Genomic DNA, 18,599 nt, shown 5'->3' on the forward strand with positions numbered 1-18,599 from the left:
TTTGCTCGTTCATCTTTTTATCCGTCTTGCTGTTGATAAGCTGTGGAAAAAGGGCAAAACGATTTTGAGCCTAGCGAAATCCCTCTTGCTCCAAAAACGTCTCTGCCACCTCTCTAGAGCTTTTTCCTTCAACATTTACCTCATAATTCATTTTTCTCATTTCATCATCGCTTATTTTTCCTGCCAATTTGTTTAAAGCAGAGACAATCTCTGGATAGTTCCGAGCGGTCTCCTCTCTCAATAAAGGTGCACCTTGATATGGCGGGAATAAAAGTTGATCATCTTCTAACACTTTCAGTTCGTATTGTTGCAACTCACTATCTGTGGAGTAGGCGTCTACCAGATTTATCTCACCTGATTCAACTGCTACATAGCGTAATTTCGGTTCCATTGTGACAAGATTAGGAAGTGTTATCCCGTAAAGCGATTGAATTCCTACATAACCGTCTTCCCGATCAGAAAATTCCAATGTAAAACCAGCGTTAAGTTGATCTTCAATTCCCTTCAAATCAGAAATGCTTTCCAGCCCAAATTGCTCTGCTACATCACTCGGCACTGCTAAAGCGTAAGTATTGTTATACTGCATCGGTTCAAGCATCACCATATCGAACTTTTCTAACATCCCGTCTTTTGCCTGCTGGTAAACTTCTTCACTCTCCGTGCTAATAGCTGTTTCTTTTAAAAACTCTGAAATCGCCGTTCCTGTGAATTCGGGATAAATATCAATGTCTCCAGAATCAAGAGCATTAAAGACGAAAGAGGTTTTTCCTAGACCTGGCTTTAATTCCACTTGCAAATCGGTATCGTCTTCAATAAGGATTTTATACATATTAATTAAAATTTCTGGTTCTGATCCCAATTTTCCAGCAATCACTATTTTCTCGTCCTTTTGCCCAATTAACGGTGCTACAATGAGGATAATCGCCAATAATGCTATTGCACCAACTGAAACAATCGCTTTTTTATAGGAAATTTTCTCAAATATTTTTAGTAAAAGGTCAAACAGAATTGCAAGCAACGCTGCTGGTATGGCCCCAAGTAAAATCAATTGAGGATTATTTCGATCAATACCTAAAAGGATGATATCTCCTAGTCCTCCAGCACCAATCAACGCAGCCAAGGTAGCCGTTCCTACGATTAATACCATTGCTGTTCGGATTCCAGCCATAATAACCGGCATGGCTAAGGGCATTTCCACTCTCAGCAATCTTTTTCGGGAATTCATCCCCATGGCTCGTGCTGCCTCGATTAATGATGGATCGACTTCTTTGATCCCGGTATAGGTGTTTCTCAAGATCGGCAGCAATGCATATGCTACTAGCGCGATCGTTGCCGGTACCCTTCCAATACCGAACAACGGAATGAGAATCCCCAATAGTGCTAACGAAGGGATCGTTTGGATGACTGAAGTGATACCGATAATTCCTTCTGCGATTTTTTTATGCCTCGTAATATAAATCCCTAGAGGAATCGCAATTACAACCGCAAAGAAAAGGGCAATAAAAGAAAGCTCGATATGCTCCAATAGTGCACTCAATAATTGACTTTTTCTATCTTGAAATATTTCTATCAGCATTTTGTTAGACTCCTTCCCTCAATAGATTCGCAGATACATATTTCATGACAGCACTGCGATTTATGGAGCCAATGTATTGACCTTCTTTTTCTATGATCACTTTATCGTGTTCTGCTAATATATCCACGATCTCTTTCAATGGAGTCGATACAGATGCTACTACTTGATTGGATGATTTTGCAGAATCTAGTGGTTCCATTAATTCTTCCAAGTTAAAGATATTTAACACTTTTCCGTATTTATCACCAACAAATTCTTTCACAAAATCTTCGGCAGGATTTGTGACAATTTCCTGGGGAGTCCCGATTTGAACGATTTTCCCTTCCCTCATGATACAGATACGATCTGCTAGTTTCAGAGCTTCTTGCATATCATGGGTTACAAACACCGTTGTTTTTTTGAGATTTTTTTTCAAAGCTAACATATCATCCTGAAGCTTTTCTCTGCTAATTGGATCTAGTGCACTGAAAGGTTCATCCATTAAGATAATTTCAGGATCGGCAGCAAGGGCACGAATCACCCCAATTCGTTGTTGTTGGCCACCTGATAGTTCACTTGGTTTCCGATGAGCATATGTATGATAATCTAATCCCACCATATCCATCAGTTCATGAATTCTTGCTTTAATTTGTTCTTTTTTCCATTTCTTCATTTCAGGGACAATCGCAATATTCTCTTCAATTGTCATATGTGGAAAAAGGGCAATTTGCTGTAGGACATAGCCAATATTCCATCTTAATTCATGAATGTCATATTCACTTATTTTCTTCTCATTGATATAAAGTGTCCCGTCTGAAAGTGGAATCAGTCTATTAATCATTTTCAAGGTCGTTGTTTTCCCACAACCACTTGGTCCAATCATGACAAAAAATTCGCCTTGATGAATCTCTAAGTCCAACGAGTTAACAGCAACTGAACCTTCAAAAAATTCTTTCGTTACATTTTCGAATCTAATCATAGAATGATTTCTCCTTGTTTGTATTTACATTCCATATTTTTCATTTTCCCATATTTTTGAACGAGGATAAAATAATTTCACTTATCTAGAATTCATCAACTTTTATTATTTGTCCAGGGACACCTTCTCATTACTTGCAAAAGAAAAACACCTCTAATTGTTAAATTCTTAACAACTAAGGTGTCATTTATTAACCCAAACTTTCAATCATTACATTGTCTGGCAGTTTATACGGATGATCTTGGTTGATTCTGTCATAGAACATCATTCCGTTTAAGTGGTCGATTTCATGTTGAAAAATGATTGAACCATACCCTTTAAATTTCAAAATCACTTCTTGTCCATCGATGTCATAGGCTTTTACCTTAATCCTTTCATATCTCGGAACAAATCCCTGTACCTCTTTATCAACTGAAAGACATCCTTCTCCTTGAGGCAAATAAATCATATTAACTGAATGACTGATGATCTTTGGATTAATCAGCATATATTCCTTCTCATCAAAAAATGCAGCAAACATTCGTTTGTTTAGTCCAATTTGATTGGCTGATAACCCCACGCCTGGACGTAAATGATACTTTTTTGAAATGGTCGGATCTTGACTGTTCTTCAAATATTGAAGCATACATAGCAAGACATCCCTATCTTCTTTCTCGATCGGAATATCAAGTTCCTCTGTCTTCTTGCGCAATATAGGTGAGCCATCTTTAACGATATCTTTCATGGTAATCATGTATTGTGAATGAAACTTACTCATAATCGGTACCTCTTTTACTTTTTTAATTGATAATGTAATTCGACAAATTGGTTAAAGTTCCTCGTTCCTATTAAAGTGAGTTCTAATTGATAATCTCCCCCTTTAAATAATGGGATTCCTTCACCTATTATAGTAGGAGCTACTGTTATGAAAAACTCATCAATTAATTTTTCTTTTATAAAATCATGGAGTAGTTCTCCACCACCAACGATCCAAATATTTTTACCTTTTTGTTCTTTTATTTCATTAATAAATTGAGTTACATCTCCGTTTACAAATGCGACATCTTCTGTATCATTAATCTGCGATCTTGTAAATACATAGCATTTCTTATCTTTGTAGGGAAATTCTTTTATACCTTGCTCCATCACCCAATCATAGGTCCGTTTTCCCATAATAACCGTGTCGATCGTTTCATAAAACTGTGAGTAACCGTTATCTCCCTCGCCTTCAACCTTAAATAGCCATTCAAGAGAATCATCTTTTGTAGCGATATAACCATCTAAACTTGTCGCAATAAATAACACTACATTTCTTTTTTCGCTCATAATTTCTCCTTTTAATGACCAGATTCTTTTCCTTTAATTAATTTTAACGTCGCGACAATCAAAAAGCTAACAATCACTAACAGCAACCATGAACTGACTTTTCCAAGATGGACGAGGCTCCATGCCTTCGTTTGATTTGGATATTGCCAAGCTTCAAAGAAGGTGGCGATATTTTCCGCTACCCATATAAAGAAGCCAATGAGGACAAAAGAAAGAGCAAGTGGCATCCGGTACTTTGTTCTGTTGATCTGGTATATCACGGATGATTTCCAAAAGACAATTAAGACGAGAACAGATAACCACCAGCGGATATCGATCCAATAATGGTGAGTAAAGAAATTAAAATAAATGGCTGCAGCAAGTGGGACAACGATGTAAAATGATGGCCATCTCACCAATTCCACGTTAAGCCTTCTCCACGCCTGACAAAGATAACTCGCTACACTTGCGTACATAAACCCACTATATAATGGGACGCCAAAAATTTTGAAAAAACCTTCCTCTGGATACGACCAGGATCCCATATGCACCTTAAATAATTCAAGGGCAAGCCCAATAATGTGAAACAAGGTGATCACTTTAAGTTCATCCCTTGTTTCCAGTCCAGAGCGGACCATCCACCACTGCATCAATAGACAGATAAGAAGAAGCCAATCATATCGTGGGAGAAATGGCAGAGGGACGAGTTGTGTAATCGCCAAAGAGGCAAAAATAACGACAGGGAATAAACATGATAATGCCTGTTCCCAACCAAAACGGACGAGTTGCATAATGGCTCTTGAGATTTGCGCCTTAAACGTTTTCTGTTGAGACTCCTTTTGAATGATTACATTCATGTGCCGCTCCCCCTGTCCAAATTCAGCAAATCGTTATGATTCATTTCCCTATTCATCATCACTTCGGTACTCTAAAATATCTCCAGGCTGACAATCTAAAGCCTGACATATTCCTTCTAAAGTTGAAAATCGAATCGCTTTCGCCTTTCCATTTTTTAAAATCGACAGGTTCGCCATTGTGATTCCAACCTTCTCTGAAAGTTCTGTTACACTCATTTTCCTTTTTGCCAACATCACATCAATATTGATTATAATTGCCATTGTTCTCACCTCAGACCGTTAAATCATTTTCAGATTTTATATCGATAGCTTCTTGTAAAAGCCTTTGCAGTACCGCCGCAAAAACAGCGATTACCATGGAAGCAAAAATTATGACCATGCCAATTAAAATAACCCCAGGTGCGTCATCTGCTTCTGCTAAAAGATAGAACAGTGGCATTCCAACGACAAATAAGCTACTAATCGTAATCGCACATTTTTTTATCTTCTTTAGAGCTTCAACGGAAATTTGTGAGAATGCATGATTCTGATCAATATACTGTAGCAATCTAAAAGCCTGATAAAGCGCAAAGTAAAATGGAATAGCTGCTGCATATAAAATCAGAAACACTAAATACTTTAAATACGTATGATCTGGATATAGCTCTGCCATGTAGTTCCCCACTGCCGGAACGACAAATATGCACAATGCCAGAATGGGAATTCCAATCAGTATGACAGCGAGTTTTAAAAATAGCGTTGAACCTTGTTTCATATTTAAACACCTCTTGAATTAATTTGTTATGAATTGATTATAAGTATATTTTTATCGTTTTGCAATAAATAATTATTGAAAATAAATATTATAATATTGAATATCAACTACTACAGAGATAAAAAACTCCCCTCACGACAAGTTCTTCTTGCCGTAAGGGGAGCTGATTTATCGCTCATTTATCTTGGTTGACTGGGATTTCCACCCACTCATTTAAATACTTCATCGTTTGATATCCGTAGATCTCCAGTTTTGTAGGAATCACAGATTCTCCGACATTTGTTTGACTGCGTAATCGATAAGTTTGTTCGGTTTGAAGAAAACGTGGCTGCTCTATTTCATCATACCTGAGAGATGGGTCATTCATGTCATATTGCTTTCCGTTTTTATCGATGATGACACCCTCAGAATCGATTTCCATAGCAGGAAACTCATTTTCATCATTTGTAAGAATATTAAAGTCAAATGAATCATACTCCCGATTCTCTATATCGTGATTACTAATGATCACTTCAGTCGGATGTCCAATCTCCACTTTGTCGATCGAGATCGTACTCCCTGCATATTCAAAGGTTTGAGGATATTCCTCAGAAGCATCCAGTTCAATCACTTTTTGTTCTTCATTCCATAACTGCATCAAGCCCAGCTGAACACTTAATTCTTTTAAGTTTTCTCCTATGAGAGGGTCAAAATACGCTTCTAAAATATCCCATCCCATTCCATGTACTCCACCATAGTAAGCACTACCATATACATCGGCTTTCATTTTCTCACCATTCACTTCTAAAGCATCAAAGGTGAGTGCATTTAACCTCTGCTCTAGCGATCTCGTATTGAGCCCATATTTCAAAATCGTCGTAGTGGGTGCGAGCGTTAGTTTTTCAAAACGCAGTGGTACACCTTCCACTTCGATTTCTTCATCCAAAGCATACTCGACAGATGGGTGCTTCGTTATTGAAAACTCGAACTTCCAATCTCCAGATTTAGATTCCATTCCCATAAAATCTGAATTTTGAACAAGTTTCTGAACCTGTGTGATAATCAGTTTCACGTCTCCACTATCCTTACTAATCGGATCCAAACTTACTTTTCCGTGATACACATTCTTTTTTTCTTTGTTCAAGTCAGATTCAAGGTCAGGAGGATTGTAGCTTAGGTTAGTTCCACGGTTCATGCTTGCATTTTCGGTCCTCAAGAAAACTCCATTATAGCTATCTAGCATGTATTGATTATCTTCATTCATATCTTCAATTTCATAGAATACAAGAGTTTGATAGTCATCCGATATCGCACTTTTGATCGTAATTTTTATTCCTTCATTTTCTGCTACTAGATCGAGCCTTTCACCTAGATCCTCTTGTAAAAAGGCGCGCAATTGCACGTCATCCTCCGTCCATGTATAGTAGAGATTTTTAAACATCCCCGTAAATACTCCAAGCGCTAAAAGGAAAGAGAACACTCCTGCCATAATAAATACGATTTTTTTGCGTTTTTTATTGCGTATCTGTTTCTGATTCTCCAATTCTGCCAACTTCTTCTTGATGTTCCCCATGAAATCAAGTGGAACATGGAAATCCTCAAGTCTCTCAGTAATATTCTTCATCATAAACATCATATCCTGAAAGGTCGCTAAATCCTTCTGGCAGTCTTGGCAATGATAAACATGTTTCTCTAAATCAATCTTTTTGGGCCGTTCAAGAGTTCTTTCTAAATAATCGATGTAATAAGGATAATACTCCTTACAACCATTAGAGGCTTCGTAACCCATTTCTTTTTTTAGAGACTGAATGCCATTGAACAAATACGCATTGATTTTCTCCACAGGAACCTGGAGTAGATTTCCCACATCTTCTTTTGAGCTTCCATTAACATATGTAAGAATGATGGCTTCCTTTTCAAACTTTTTTAATCGATTCAATGCTTGATTTATTTCAGGGTTTCGTTCGCCTTCCTCTGTTACATTTTGATCATCGGAAATCTCCCAGCAAGTATGAATAAAAATCGATGTTGCCCACGTTTCAAAAGATCTCTCTTTCTTCATTCGAGATAGGCCTTTTTGCACCTTGAGAATCGACTGGTAAAATAATTCTTCCAATTGCTGCTGGGTAGAAAGATAGAATCGACCAAGACTATAAAACGATTGTTTATGCTGCTCAAACCAATCGACGATAGACTCTGGTCCCAATTCACTAATCGTATTGGCTGAAGTAGGATCTACTTTTGCTGGGATCATATACAAGCTCTTCCTTTATCTTAATATTTTCGGGTCAGAGGGACAGGTTCCTCGTCCCCATTTAATATTTGCAAACTCCTGGACACTCTTTTTCTATAAAAATACTTTAAATTAATTATAGCCTTTCTTTTCAAAAAAATCTAAAAATGTTAAAATTCGGCAAGAATTGCTTCAAAGGGACAGGTTCTGTGTCCCGAATCAAAAAAAAACCTAGAAATCTCGGGATTTTTTTCACGAGTTCTAGGTCTGAAATTTATTTGACGACTTGTATTATTCTAAATGAAATTCGTTTCTTTTGCAGCATTAATCTTTCTCCGGAACGATTCTATAACATCATCATGGTTCAATAATACAGCACCTTCAGCAACCTGCTTTTCAGCAGTTAAAAGCTTGGCTTGCAGCCGATTACGTGCTTCCTTCTTCTAAAAGTTTCGTGGCTCATTACAACCAAATCTGCTTCACCATTGCGAGTGAGTATTACTGGTTCATCGAGTTCATGACAAAATTTTGAAAACCCATTATAATTTTGACGTATTGTGGTTGAAGGTTTGATATTCAAAAGCAGCCCCTCCTTAATAACATTATTTTGACGATATTATAACATGTGGAAAAATGATTGATTGATGAGTTTTCTGATCCATGAATCGTTATTGATGAAATGGGGAAGTAAATTTGATGATCTGAAGAGAGTGGGAGTATTTACATCTGAAGTGTCTCATTCATTAAAATTTTAAGCAAAAGCAACTCTTACATTTCCATCTCTTTGAGCAGTTGCTAAACAATTTTCGATAAAATCTCGAATTTGTTTTAGATCAATAATGTTAAAATCATTTCTTGACGAGAGGTTTATTTTTCCAAATAACCGATTGAACTCTCTCAAGGCTTCTTCAAGTTCATGAGTTGAATAGCTCATACTATTTCCTGAACCACTAACTCCTGCATCATATTGAGTTGCATCAAGCAACGTATACAGTATGGACACATTTCTATTTTGCATACTGAAACGAGCATAGGCAATTTCTTCTCCGGCTCTATTATATCCTGAAATATCATGCCCCATCAGATTCCCTCCTTCCATTTTTAATTTAGAACCTCTTAGTCCTTATTAACTTTTTCAGTTTGGGCATCACTCCTTTCAATCGATAAAAAAAGGGCTGGGAAAGAAAAAACATTAAAGGTGGAAAAAGGAAGTTTCAATTAAGTGGGATTAAAAACGATGATTTCATACATGCTTATTTTCAAAGGTTAAAAGGAAACGAGAGTTAAACGAGTGGGATAGGTGAAGTTAATGTAGGGGTTGTTTCCATTCAATAGTTTCATTTTTTATCCATCTTGTCAACTTCCAATAGTTCGACAAATTTCGTATGTTTCTATTTATATGATAGTTCCCAATGAAATTTGGTGAAACCCATGAGACTGAAACCAATTGAAAAGGTTCAGTCTCATGAACTATCATTTAGAATTGCCATATTACGATTTATTTCAATAATAGACTACATGTTAAATTGTAATATCACGCTTTCGGAATCCAACTAAGCTAAATATTATTAATACTACCGCAATCACACTTAACACAAACATAGGCATAAATGTTGCGTCTTCGATAGGTACATGCGGAACATGACCAAATGGTGAAAGCTTCCCTACCCAATTTGGAAATTGCATTAAATTTCCTAAATAGAGAACGAAGAATGAATAAATAAAATAAATCCAAATTAGAGAGGTCAGCTTTGGTAGAAATCCAATTAAGAATGCCGTAATGCCAATCATCACTAACATGGCTGGGTAATAGACAAGACCAGCACCGTAGACCATGCCAAAATCAAATCCTTCCTCCATGACAGCTGTTCCAGCAGACCAAAGCCCAATGGTACTAAGGGAAATCATTACAAAACCATTTACAATCGCAAGAACTAAATATGAACCGATCAGTTTCGACCTTGATACAGCCCTACCTAGTAAATGATCCAAACGGTCTTTTTTCTCTTCACCGCGAAGTTTATTCATGGCCATAACAGCTGGAACCGTTGATAAAAGAGAAATAACGATCATTAAAGTTGGTAGAAATTGTTCAGCTACAGATACTCCTTCAGCTTGTTGTAGCATTTGTTGATACATTTCATTCCCCTCAAAAAACGATTCTAAGTCACCAAATATCGATCCATAGGACGCCCCTAGCACATACATACCAATGCCCCAAGCGATAAATCCTGTTCGCTGTAATCGAAAGGCAAGACCAATTGGGCTTTGCAAAAGATTGGAAGCATATCTTCTCCCTGGTTTGGCTGCTATGAACCCTTGTTCCAAATCACGAATACTATTTAGGTAATTGGCAATGACATATAATAGAAGAGACACCACCAGCATCAAAAGAACGGGTCCCCAATTATTAGAGGAATAGACTTCTGCTTTTGATATCCATCCTAATGGAGAAAGCCATGACAATGCTTCGTTACTTATATCTGTAATCGCTCGGAAAAGGTAAGCAAAAATCAGCAACCCAATCGACCATCCGATCGTTCCTCGAGAGCTTTCTGAAAGTTGCGCAAAAACGGCTGTCACCCCAGCAAAAACAAGCCCTGTACCTCCTAAAGTTGCACCATAAAGCAAGGAACCCTCTAGATCCAAAGAATCAATCCCAAGTCCATATAATCCAAATCCTATACATAATGCCAAAACAATAAATGCTCCACTTGTTACAATTAACGTAGCATTTAAATAAGATAGTCGTCCCGATGGCAAGGAACGAATCATCTCAATACGACCGTCTTCTTCATCCGCTCTTGTGTGACGTGTGACAATTAAAATGGCCATTAACCCAACGATGATTCCCGTCATGACAAGCATTTGATGGGCTGTCATGGCACCAGTTGTATAATATTCTAAATCACCGGTCCCTAACATGGCTGTCATTGCCGGATTTGCCATCGTTTCAGTAAGGAAATCTCTCTCTGCCTGCGTTTCATACAAGCCATCAAACGCAGAGGGAACGATTAATGAAAATAATGCCAATCCAATGATCCATATTGGGATTCTTATTCGATCAAGACGCAGTATAAAGCGAGAAAGCCTCCCGGTGTTAGCAAATCCATTCTGATCCATTACTGGACACCTCCTGCTTCTTTCCCTTCATAATGACGCATAAATAAATCCTCCAAGGTCGGTGGTGCACTTTCTAGCTTTATAATTCCAAACTGACTAACATATTTAATCGCATTATCCAGTTCTTCTGTATCCACCTGGAAGCTTAATCCTTGGTCCGTTTTTTCAATTTCATGGATACCTGACAATTCCGTTAACGCTGTAATGGACTGTTTTGTCTCCACAAGAATTTGGGTACGTGTTAAGTGTCGAAGTTCGTTTAACGTTCCCGTTTCGATAATTTTACCTTGCCGAATGATCCCCACTCGATCACATAGTTTTTCTACCTCTGAAAGGATATGGCTTGAAAGCACGACACTTTTCCCTTTACTTTTAACATCCATCACACATTCCTGAAACACCTGCTCCATTAGTGGATCCAGCCCAGAGGTTGGTTCATCTAAAATATACAAATCAGCATCGGATGAAAATGCCGCAATTAACGCCACCTTTTGTCGGTTTCCCTTAGAGTATGTTCGGCATTTTTTTGTGGGATCTAAATCAAATTTCTTAATCAATTCTTCTCTTCTGCTTTTATTATTGCCCCCTCTTAATTTAACAAAGAGATCAATAACTTCCCCACCTGTTAAATTGGGCCATAGATTGACATCTCCTGGTACATAGGCTATTCTCTTATGAATTTCTACCGCTTCATTCCAAGCGTCTTTTCCAAATACCTTAACTTCACCTTCTGTTGATTTTAATATACCAAGAAGTACTCGAATTGTCGTAGACTTACCTGCTCCGTTTGGCCCGATAAACCCAAAAACCTCCCCACTACCTACTTCCAAATTAACACCATCTAAAGCAGTAAACTTCCCAAACCTTTTTGTTAAATTCTTCACTTCCAATATGCTCATACTTCATCCTCCTCATTTGTGGAACATGGGGACAGGTTCATCGTCCCGTTCAATTATCAACATCACTGTATTGACCACATGGGTCAACCTAATCTAAAAATTTTTTCTTACCGAGAACGAGTGACTCTCTCTTCACCTCGATCTCAAGTTAAAACACAGTAATGACCACATAGGTCAACTAAAAACAAAAAAAACACCTATAACATTACTACTCTTTTAACACACAGATTTTATTCATTCATTAATCATATTCATCCTCCCGCCGATTTACCAACTCACCACTATTCGCTGAAAAATGGCATCAAAAAAAGACCATCACAAATAAGAGTGGTCTTAGGAGATATCAACCCTTTGACCTTTCTCTCGGATATTACTTGTAACGCTTACGAGGTTAGCTGTCGGATTAGGGACTGAGAGTATCCCCTCTTACTAAGTAAGATTCACCCCAAGATAGACAAGCGTCTATCGAAAATGGTTCCCCCGCTCAATAATGATTCAGCGAATAAAAAGGTGTTCGGAATTATTTAATTTATTCTAATCAATTTCAGCACGTTTTACTTCAAGTTCAAATCAACCTGGTAAAATGGGAAATTAATTGAATTCAACTAAAAAATACTCCCATTTTCCATCTTTGTCAACCCTCTTTTTTACTAGTTGCTTCCCTGAGAGAACTTTGAATGCAAGAAAAACCATTAGCTAAGAACTAAAAATGTGAAGAAAAAGTTTACTCTTATGCATTATTAGACCTGATTGAAGACTCTCCAAAAAAATCGATTAATGCTTGTCTTTCCACGATAAACAATTTGCTGCTGAATCCACCTATGTAGACGATTCTCCAACCTTTAAATTTCAATTTAAAAGAACCCACTCCTGTTACTACACCTAAAATCAAAATCGCCACCAACATGACTATAGTTATTTTGTCATCAGCTGATGTATCAAGGGTAGAACCGAGCGCCTTTCCTAAAGATGTTCCAAGTAAAACGAAACCGTAACCAACGGAAACGACTACCATCATTGTTCCCAAGAAAACACCGATCGTTTTTTTAAAATCTGTAATTTTTCAAGATTCCACCTTCCTATATTTTTTCATGGGGACAATCACTTAAATTGCTTTAAATCGCTGATCAATCTCTTCACGACAGTACTCATCAATCCAATCCCCGTATTTATCATATAAAGGACGTATCGTTTCAAGATCTCTCGCAATAACTTCGCATCCCCTATCATCATATATGTAAAAAATAATGTTTCTCGTGACATTAATAAAAAACACATCTGGCTCATATAAACCGTATGGATTGTGTAATCTTGGTTTTAATCGTCGAAAATCCCGATGAGAAATTGCCTTCAATAATAATGGATAACGAATATCTTGTTTGCGACACTGTAATGAAAATTGGGAGGTACAATTGTCCTCAGCATCTTCTTCACCGTCAAACATATAGGGAAGGGCTTCCTGTTTTAAATGCGACCTTACATGATTATTTCTTATATAATGATGATATACTTTCAATCTTCTACTTCTTCTTACATAATTTTTAATTTGATAAACATTCGTAACCAAAAAAATCATATCATTAGGTAAAAAAATCTCATTAAAGAGAGATAGAGTTTGTTGATACGCTTGTTCAAAGTATTCAGCATTTAGCTTGTCTGTTCCACTTTTAAATTGATAAAGCTCTTTAGCCAGTTCGAAATGAATGCTATGATCCCATTGATGATAGAGGCTCGGCCTCAGAACAAGTCCAGGGAAATGACTATCTATATAATCTCTTAAATTCATATTTTTTGTCTCCGTCCTTAAATATATTAATCCGCTGGAATTTCCCTTAATACCCATGGGATCCTTGCCTCAAACCCCAATTGCAAAACAGATCGTGGGAAACCATTCGGTACAAACATCAATTCCTTTTCAAAACCGAATGTAAAATTCTTCATATTAGCTGTGTTCGAATCATTCCAGTCAGAGTCTGTACGATACTCTCCTTCAACTAAGCTGCCGACAAGATGATAACAACCTATATAAAGACGTTGTTTCCCATCCACTTCACCAAACTCAGACAAATGGCTTGGCTTTGCAGGATCAATTCCAAATGAAGCAAGCATTGCAACGATATCTCGATCAAAATGTTTACATGCTTCCATATAATTTCGACAATACAAGCAATTGCATAACTCCATCTCTTTGCCATAGAATTCTTTCGTTCTACTTATATCGACTTCTATTGTCCATTTCATTAGGTGGATTTGTTTCATTCTACTTTATTCTCCTCTATTACTACTATAGTAGACTCCTAGTGGCGATATTTCTAAGTCATAGATAAAGTACATATCATTTTTCCCAAGAAAAGTATAATCTCCTTTAATGAATTTTTCTACAAAAAAAGGTGTACAAGGCCTTGCGAATAAAATAATTCAGATTAAAACATTATAATTCACTAAATATTCATAAAATTACTATTGACTTCATTCTCGTAATAGATGATTCTTAAAAAAATGGAAAACTTTGAGGTGATTTTTTGAGAGAAGCGCTCCACGTAATCGATAATGATTTATACAGGCTCCCAGATTCTGCATCCAGAGAAGAAGTGAATAATTTAAAGAAATTAGCAGAGAAGAACCTTTTCCAATGTCCCTACTGTAAGGCAAAATTAATAGTCAAATACGGTGATACAAAGGGAATGTATTTTTCACATCAGCATTCAGAAGCTTGTGAAGAATCAAGGAAAGTCGATCAGGCTGAGAAAAAGTACAGGAGACAAATTGAAAGGGAAACTAAGCTTCATCATACAATTCAAGCAATTCTATATGATGAAATCACCATGCAGGCAAAAAGAAATCCAACGATTAAAGTTGACTATGGCTACAGAGCTAAACATTGGCTGAAAGAATATCCAGATATTTGGGTAAAAATTGCTGATCAAGAATATGCACTTTCAGTTATTACCAATGTAAATTCATTAGTGGATTATAAACTTTCAAGTTCCATCCAAAAACGGCAACAATACTTTATAGAACAAGGCCTGGAACCTATTTGGTTTATTGAAAATAAGGAGCAAGCAATCGAAATAGAGAAAAATTCACTCATATTATGGGATGCAGAATTAACAATTGCTTCAAAAACAAAGCAAGATAGAGAATGGGATTCTTTACTTACTCCTTTAATAGCGGACGAAATGTTTTTCGAATATTTTAATTATCCTGTATCAACGAAGAATATATCTGTTGATGTTAAAAGTTTATATTATATCTATTCTACCAATGACAGAATTGTCGTTAACGTTCAGCGTTTTTTAAAAGACCGCCTTGTAAAACCATATCGTTCCTTCCTTCTAGGTCAAGGTTATGAAATTCCATTTTCTGAGGCTGTTCAAATTAAAAATGAATTTATTTTAAGCAACAAAGAATTAGAAATTCAATACCAAGAAAAATTCACGCAAAAATATGAACAGTTACGATTTGCGTTCCATGAGCATCAAAGAAGAGAAAAAGAATTGGAGCAACAAGAGGAAGATAAACGCCAAAAATTAATACAAGAAAAATTTCAGAAGGACCAGGAACGAAGAAAAAGAATTCTAGAAGAAGCCTCTAAACAACAGAAATTAAGAGAAAAAGAGGGCATAACTACTGTATCATCTTACAATGACCTTAAATTACTACTAAAAGAACGAATCGGTCTTACCCAACCTCAACAAATGGAATTATGGACCATTTACATGCCAAAGATTGGATTAAAAAATTCAAGAATAGTGTGGGACATTTTTATTAGTAATGAATGTAATACGTTTAATGAATTACGCACGGCTCTTCAAAATTTCATTTCCCGCCAAAATAAATAATGTTCTACAAACTTATGCAGTTACGAAATTGAAACTTTCCTCAACTTAGCACCTTAACTTGATCATTCATAATGCTGGTAAGTGTGAGAATGGGCACATTCAGTTCACTTACCAGTTTTATTTTAGACAGAAGAAGTCATCTAAAAACTTAGATGCATTAGTTTCTACGAATCTAAATAGCCACCTCTATTTAATTCAAACCATCCCATTCGGATCAATGGCGTTCAAAACATCTTCTGTAAGCAACTCTTTTTCTTCGAGAATTTCCTTTAACTTTTTATTTTGTTCATCTGCTTGCATGCCAATTTCTGAAGCCATGTCATAGCCAACTTTTGAACTTAATCCCGTCACTAGAGCCAGGCTCTCTTCCATCCATTTTTTACATTGTTCTTCATTTGCTTGTATGCCATTAATACACTTTGTTTCAAGGATTTGGATCGCATTTGTCATTAATTCAATTGAGTGTAAAAAAGTATGGGCAATCATCGGCATCATTACATTTATTTCTAACTGACTCGCTGTTCCAGCCGTTGATACTGCTGTTTCATTGCCAATCACTTGGCAACAGACCATATGGGTCATTTCTAAAATAGCAGGATTTACTTTCCCAGGCATAATCGTCGAGCCTGGTTGAACAGATGGGAGCGTAATTTCTGCTAATCCTGTTCTTGGCCCAGAGCTCAGTAATCGCAGATCACTCGTTATTTTAATGAGATGAACCGCTAATTCCTTTAGCGTCATCATACAGCGAATGGCTTCGCTCATATTTTGCATAAATGCAAAGATATTCACAGGTTCACGGAAAGGTAAGTTTGTCCGTTTACATACTTCTTTCATTATTTTCGGGGTAAATTCCACTTCTAGATTAATCGATGTTCCAATGGCATTTCCCCCTAAACCAAGCTGATACAATGAATCGAGATTTTCTTGTAAATGCCTTCTTACAGCAGTCATTGTTTCAGCATAGCCAGAGAATTCTTGCCCCAATCGCATTGGGACAGCATCATGCAAATGAGTACGGCCTGATTTCAAGATGGGCATAAACTGTTGTGCCTTCTTTTGGAATGTCTGTTCCAATTTTTCAAGTGCTGGTAGCAGTCCATGAATCATCATTTCTGCTGCAGCCATATTCAAAGCGGATGGGAATGTATCGTTCGTAGATTGTGACATATTAACGTGGTCATTAGGATGAACATTCTGTTTGCCTCCAATTATTTCAGTAGCACGCTTGGCAATAACCTCATTGGCATTCATATTCTGCGAAGTTCCCGCACCAGCCTGATAAATATCCACCACAAAATGACGATCCCAACGGCCTTCCATTACTTCTTCAGATGCTTGAATAATCGCATTCCCCATTTCAGGAGAAAGCTTCCCTAACTCCATATTAACAGCAGCTGATGAAGCTTTAATAATTCCTTGTGCTTTTATAAACGCCCTTGGCAATCGCAGTCCACTAATTTGAAAATTCTCCACCGCCCGTTGCGTTTGAGAACCATAATAAGCAGAGGAAGGAACCATGATGTTCCCTAACGGATCATTTTCCATTCGATATTGATTTGATGCATCCATGCTCTTCTCTCCTTCATAGGTGTCTATTCTAATTAATGGTATTGTTTCCATTGTGGGTGGTAATAAACAACAAATGCCGATTTAGAGTGACAAGTCATTTAACCCTAACCGAATATTTTGTTAGGAATTATCTATCGGTTCCCGCTACTTCCTCATCGATTTTCCAAATAAAAAAACCGAACATCTTCTGGAGAAATACCAGATGACCTTCGGAGCAGGAGCATTATGCGGATTATTGAAAGAGAACTACAAATTATCACAATTGAGTCGCTACAGACCATATATTTCCTGAAATATCTTTAAAGGTTTGAAATTATGCTATTCATCCGTCTCCCTACTATCTGTTTGTAATATTTTCAAATCGATTAAACAAAAAACTGGAATGATTCCGGTTCAAAACCGTCTCCATCCCAGCCAATTCAACAATTTTATTTTTCTGAGTCTGTTCTAACTCCAGCATTATCAAGCATTTGACGCACTTCATCTGTTGACTTTGTGCTCATCAATTTATTTCTTAATTCACCAGCACCACGAAAACCTTTGACATAAATCTTAAAAAAGCGATGTAGAGCTGTAAATGGGCGCGGCTCTAATTCTTTAGAGTATTTGTCATGAAGGTCCAGATGAAGTCTTAAAAGATCAAGGTATTCCTCACTTGTATGCTCTTTCGGCTCTGCTTCAAAGGCAAATGGATTTTTAAAAATACCTCGTCCAATCATAATGCCATCAACCCCATATTGTTCAGCGAGCTTCAATCCAACTTGACGGTCAGCAATATCCCCATTAATTGTCAAAAGTGTGTCGGGAGCGATCTCGTCGCGAAGTTTCTTGATCTCAGGAATCAGTTCCCAATGAGCATCGACTTGGCTCATTTCCTTCCTTGTACGCAAGTGAATGGAAAGATTGGCAATGTTTTGTTTCAGTATATGGGTGAGCCAGTCCCGCCACTCATCTATCTCTGTGTAACCAAGTCTTGTTTTCACACTGACAGGCAATCCACCTGCCTTTGCTGCCTGTACGATATCAGCAGCAACTTCCGGGCGAAGGATAAGACCGCTTCCCTTCCCCTTCGATGCTACGTTTGGTACTGGGCAGCCCATATTAATATCAATTCCTTTGTACCCAAGTTCAGCCATACCCATGCTCATTTGTCGAAAATATTCAGGCTTATCCCCCCAAATATGAGCAACAATTGGTTGTTCATCTTCTGTAAAAAGCAATCGTCCACGCACGCTTTTATTGCCTTCAGGATGACAATAACTCTCCGTGTTTGCAAACTCGGTAAAAAACACATCAGGTCTACCCGCTTTACTTACTACGTGGCGAAACACTACATCCGTTACATCCTCCATTGGTGCCAGTATAAAAAACGGTCGTGGTAAGTCACGCCAGAAATTATCGTTCATAACCAAACACAAATCCCCTCTATAAAAATAAAACATCATGATTAGCAAAAAACTCTTACTTCTTATACACTTATACCATGCTTAATCATGTATGAGCAAACACTTAAACGTTCCTG

At 37.3% G+C, this 18,599-nt stretch carries 18 protein-coding genes and 1 riboswitch; of the genes, 1 reads left to right on the plus strand and 17 read right to left on the minus strand.

Translation table 11 applies throughout. The features are described from left to right. Positions 1 to 70: 70 nt before the first annotated feature. The 15 genes from opuFB to AA0X71_RS20130 form a co-directional block, all read right to left on the minus strand. Entirely contained in the window at positions 71 to 1,576 is a 1,506-nt protein-coding gene (gene opuFB / locus AA0X71_RS20060) for an osmoprotectant update ABC transporter permease/substrate-binding subunit OpuFB (RefSeq protein ID WP_413357043.1), read from the minus strand. A gap of 4 nt (positions 1,577 to 1,580) precedes the next feature. Beyond that, entirely contained in the window at positions 1,581 to 2,534 is a 954-nt protein-coding gene (locus tag AA0X71_RS20065) for an ABC transporter ATP-binding protein (RefSeq protein ID WP_413357044.1), read from the minus strand. Positions 2,535 to 2,724: 190 nt separating this feature from the next. Beyond that, positions 2,725 to 3,291: a peptide deformylase gene (def, locus tag AA0X71_RS20070; RefSeq protein ID WP_413357045.1), complete on the minus strand. Its 567-nt coding sequence runs from the start codon at positions 3,289 to 3,291 to the stop codon at positions 2,725 to 2,727. A gap of 14 nt (positions 3,292 to 3,305) precedes the next feature. Further along, positions 3,306 to 3,839 carry a dihydrofolate reductase family protein gene (locus tag AA0X71_RS20075; protein WP_413357046.1) on the minus strand — a complete coding sequence of 178 codons (534 nt, stop codon included), beginning with the start codon at positions 3,837 to 3,839 and terminating at the stop codon, positions 3,306 to 3,308. A gap of 11 nt (positions 3,840 to 3,850) precedes the next feature. Next, positions 3,851 to 4,675, minus strand: a complete 825-nt coding sequence (locus AA0X71_RS20080; protein ID WP_413357047.1) for a DUF817 domain-containing protein — start codon at positions 4,673 to 4,675, stop codon at positions 3,851 to 3,853. Between the two features lie 48 nt (positions 4,676 to 4,723). Beyond that, complete coding sequence (locus tag AA0X71_RS20085) at positions 4,724 to 4,936, minus strand: helix-turn-helix domain-containing protein (protein ID WP_413357048.1); 213 nt, start codon at positions 4,934 to 4,936, stop codon at positions 4,724 to 4,726. 10 nt (positions 4,937 to 4,946) lie between these two features. Beyond that, on the minus strand, positions 4,947 to 5,429 hold the full coding sequence (locus AA0X71_RS20090; RefSeq protein WP_413357049.1) for a DUF2975 domain-containing protein: 483 nt from the start codon (positions 5,427 to 5,429) through the stop codon (positions 4,947 to 4,949). A 175-nt stretch (positions 5,430 to 5,604) separates the two neighbouring features. Next, positions 5,605 to 7,662, minus strand: coding sequence for a DUF4179 domain-containing protein (locus AA0X71_RS20095; RefSeq protein WP_413357050.1), 2,058 nt, complete (start codon positions 7,660 to 7,662; stop codon positions 5,605 to 5,607). Between the two features lie 382 nt (positions 7,663 to 8,044). Continuing rightward, positions 8,045 to 8,221 (minus strand): hypothetical protein, encoded by a 177-nt coding sequence (locus AA0X71_RS20100; RefSeq protein ID WP_413357051.1) that lies wholly within the window; start codon positions 8,219 to 8,221, stop codon positions 8,045 to 8,047. 171 nt (positions 8,222 to 8,392) lie between these two features. Then, positions 8,393 to 8,722, minus strand: coding sequence for a hypothetical protein (locus AA0X71_RS20105; RefSeq protein WP_413357052.1), 330 nt, complete (start codon positions 8,720 to 8,722; stop codon positions 8,393 to 8,395). A gap of 440 nt (positions 8,723 to 9,162) precedes the next feature. After that, complete coding sequence (locus AA0X71_RS20110) at positions 9,163 to 10,764, minus strand: ABC transporter permease (protein WP_413357053.1); 1,602 nt, start codon at positions 10,762 to 10,764, stop codon at positions 9,163 to 9,165. After that, positions 10,764 to 11,663, minus strand: a complete 900-nt coding sequence (locus AA0X71_RS20115; protein WP_413357054.1) for an ATP-binding cassette domain-containing protein — start codon at positions 11,661 to 11,663, stop codon at positions 10,764 to 10,766. The genes AA0X71_RS20110 and AA0X71_RS20115 overlap by 1 nt, the downstream gene beginning before the upstream one ends. 365 nt (positions 11,664 to 12,028) lie before the next feature. Further along, a riboswitch (cyclic di-AMP (ydaO/yuaA leader) is annotated at positions 12,029 to 12,174 on the minus strand. A gap of 219 nt (positions 12,175 to 12,393) precedes the next feature. Beyond that, the gene (locus AA0X71_RS20120; RefSeq protein ID WP_413357055.1) at positions 12,394 to 12,690 is read right to left on the minus strand and encodes a hypothetical protein; all 297 of its coding nucleotides are present in this window, start codon (positions 12,688 to 12,690) and stop codon (positions 12,394 to 12,396) included. Positions 12,691 to 12,768: 78 nt separating this feature from the next. After that, positions 12,769 to 13,449: a DUF3885 domain-containing protein gene (locus AA0X71_RS20125; protein ID WP_413357056.1), complete on the minus strand. Its 681-nt coding sequence runs from the start codon at positions 13,447 to 13,449 to the stop codon at positions 12,769 to 12,771. A 26-nt stretch (positions 13,450 to 13,475) separates the two neighbouring features. After that, the gene (locus tag AA0X71_RS20130) at positions 13,476 to 13,922 is read right to left on the minus strand and encodes a hypothetical protein (RefSeq protein ID WP_413357057.1); all 447 of its coding nucleotides are present in this window, start codon (positions 13,920 to 13,922) and stop codon (positions 13,476 to 13,478) included. Between the two features lie 263 nt (positions 13,923 to 14,185). Here AA0X71_RS20130 and AA0X71_RS20135 point away from each other — a divergent pair, with 263 nt between their 5' ends. Further along, a complete protein-coding gene (locus AA0X71_RS20135) occupies positions 14,186 to 15,505 on the plus strand; it encodes a competence protein CoiA family protein (RefSeq protein WP_413357058.1) in 1,320 nt (439 codons plus the stop codon). 195 nt (positions 15,506 to 15,700) lie between these two features. Here the strand turns inward: AA0X71_RS20135 and AA0X71_RS20140 are convergent, their stop codons facing one another. Together AA0X71_RS20140 and AA0X71_RS20145 are read right to left on the minus strand one after the other, a co-directional pair. After that, positions 15,701 to 17,077, minus strand: a complete 1,377-nt coding sequence (locus AA0X71_RS20140) for a class II fumarate hydratase (protein WP_413357059.1) — start codon at positions 17,075 to 17,077, stop codon at positions 15,701 to 15,703. 428 nt (positions 17,078 to 17,505) lie between these two features. Then, on the minus strand, positions 17,506 to 18,483 hold the full coding sequence (locus AA0X71_RS20145) for a tRNA dihydrouridine synthase (RefSeq protein ID WP_413362687.1): 978 nt from the start codon (positions 18,481 to 18,483) through the stop codon (positions 17,506 to 17,508). Positions 18,484 to 18,599: the final 116 nt, after the last annotated feature.

The sequence above is a fragment of the Robertmurraya phoenicis genome, from assembly GCF_047302285.1.
GTDB lineage: Bacteria > Bacillota > Bacilli > Bacillales > Cytobacillaceae > Robertmurraya.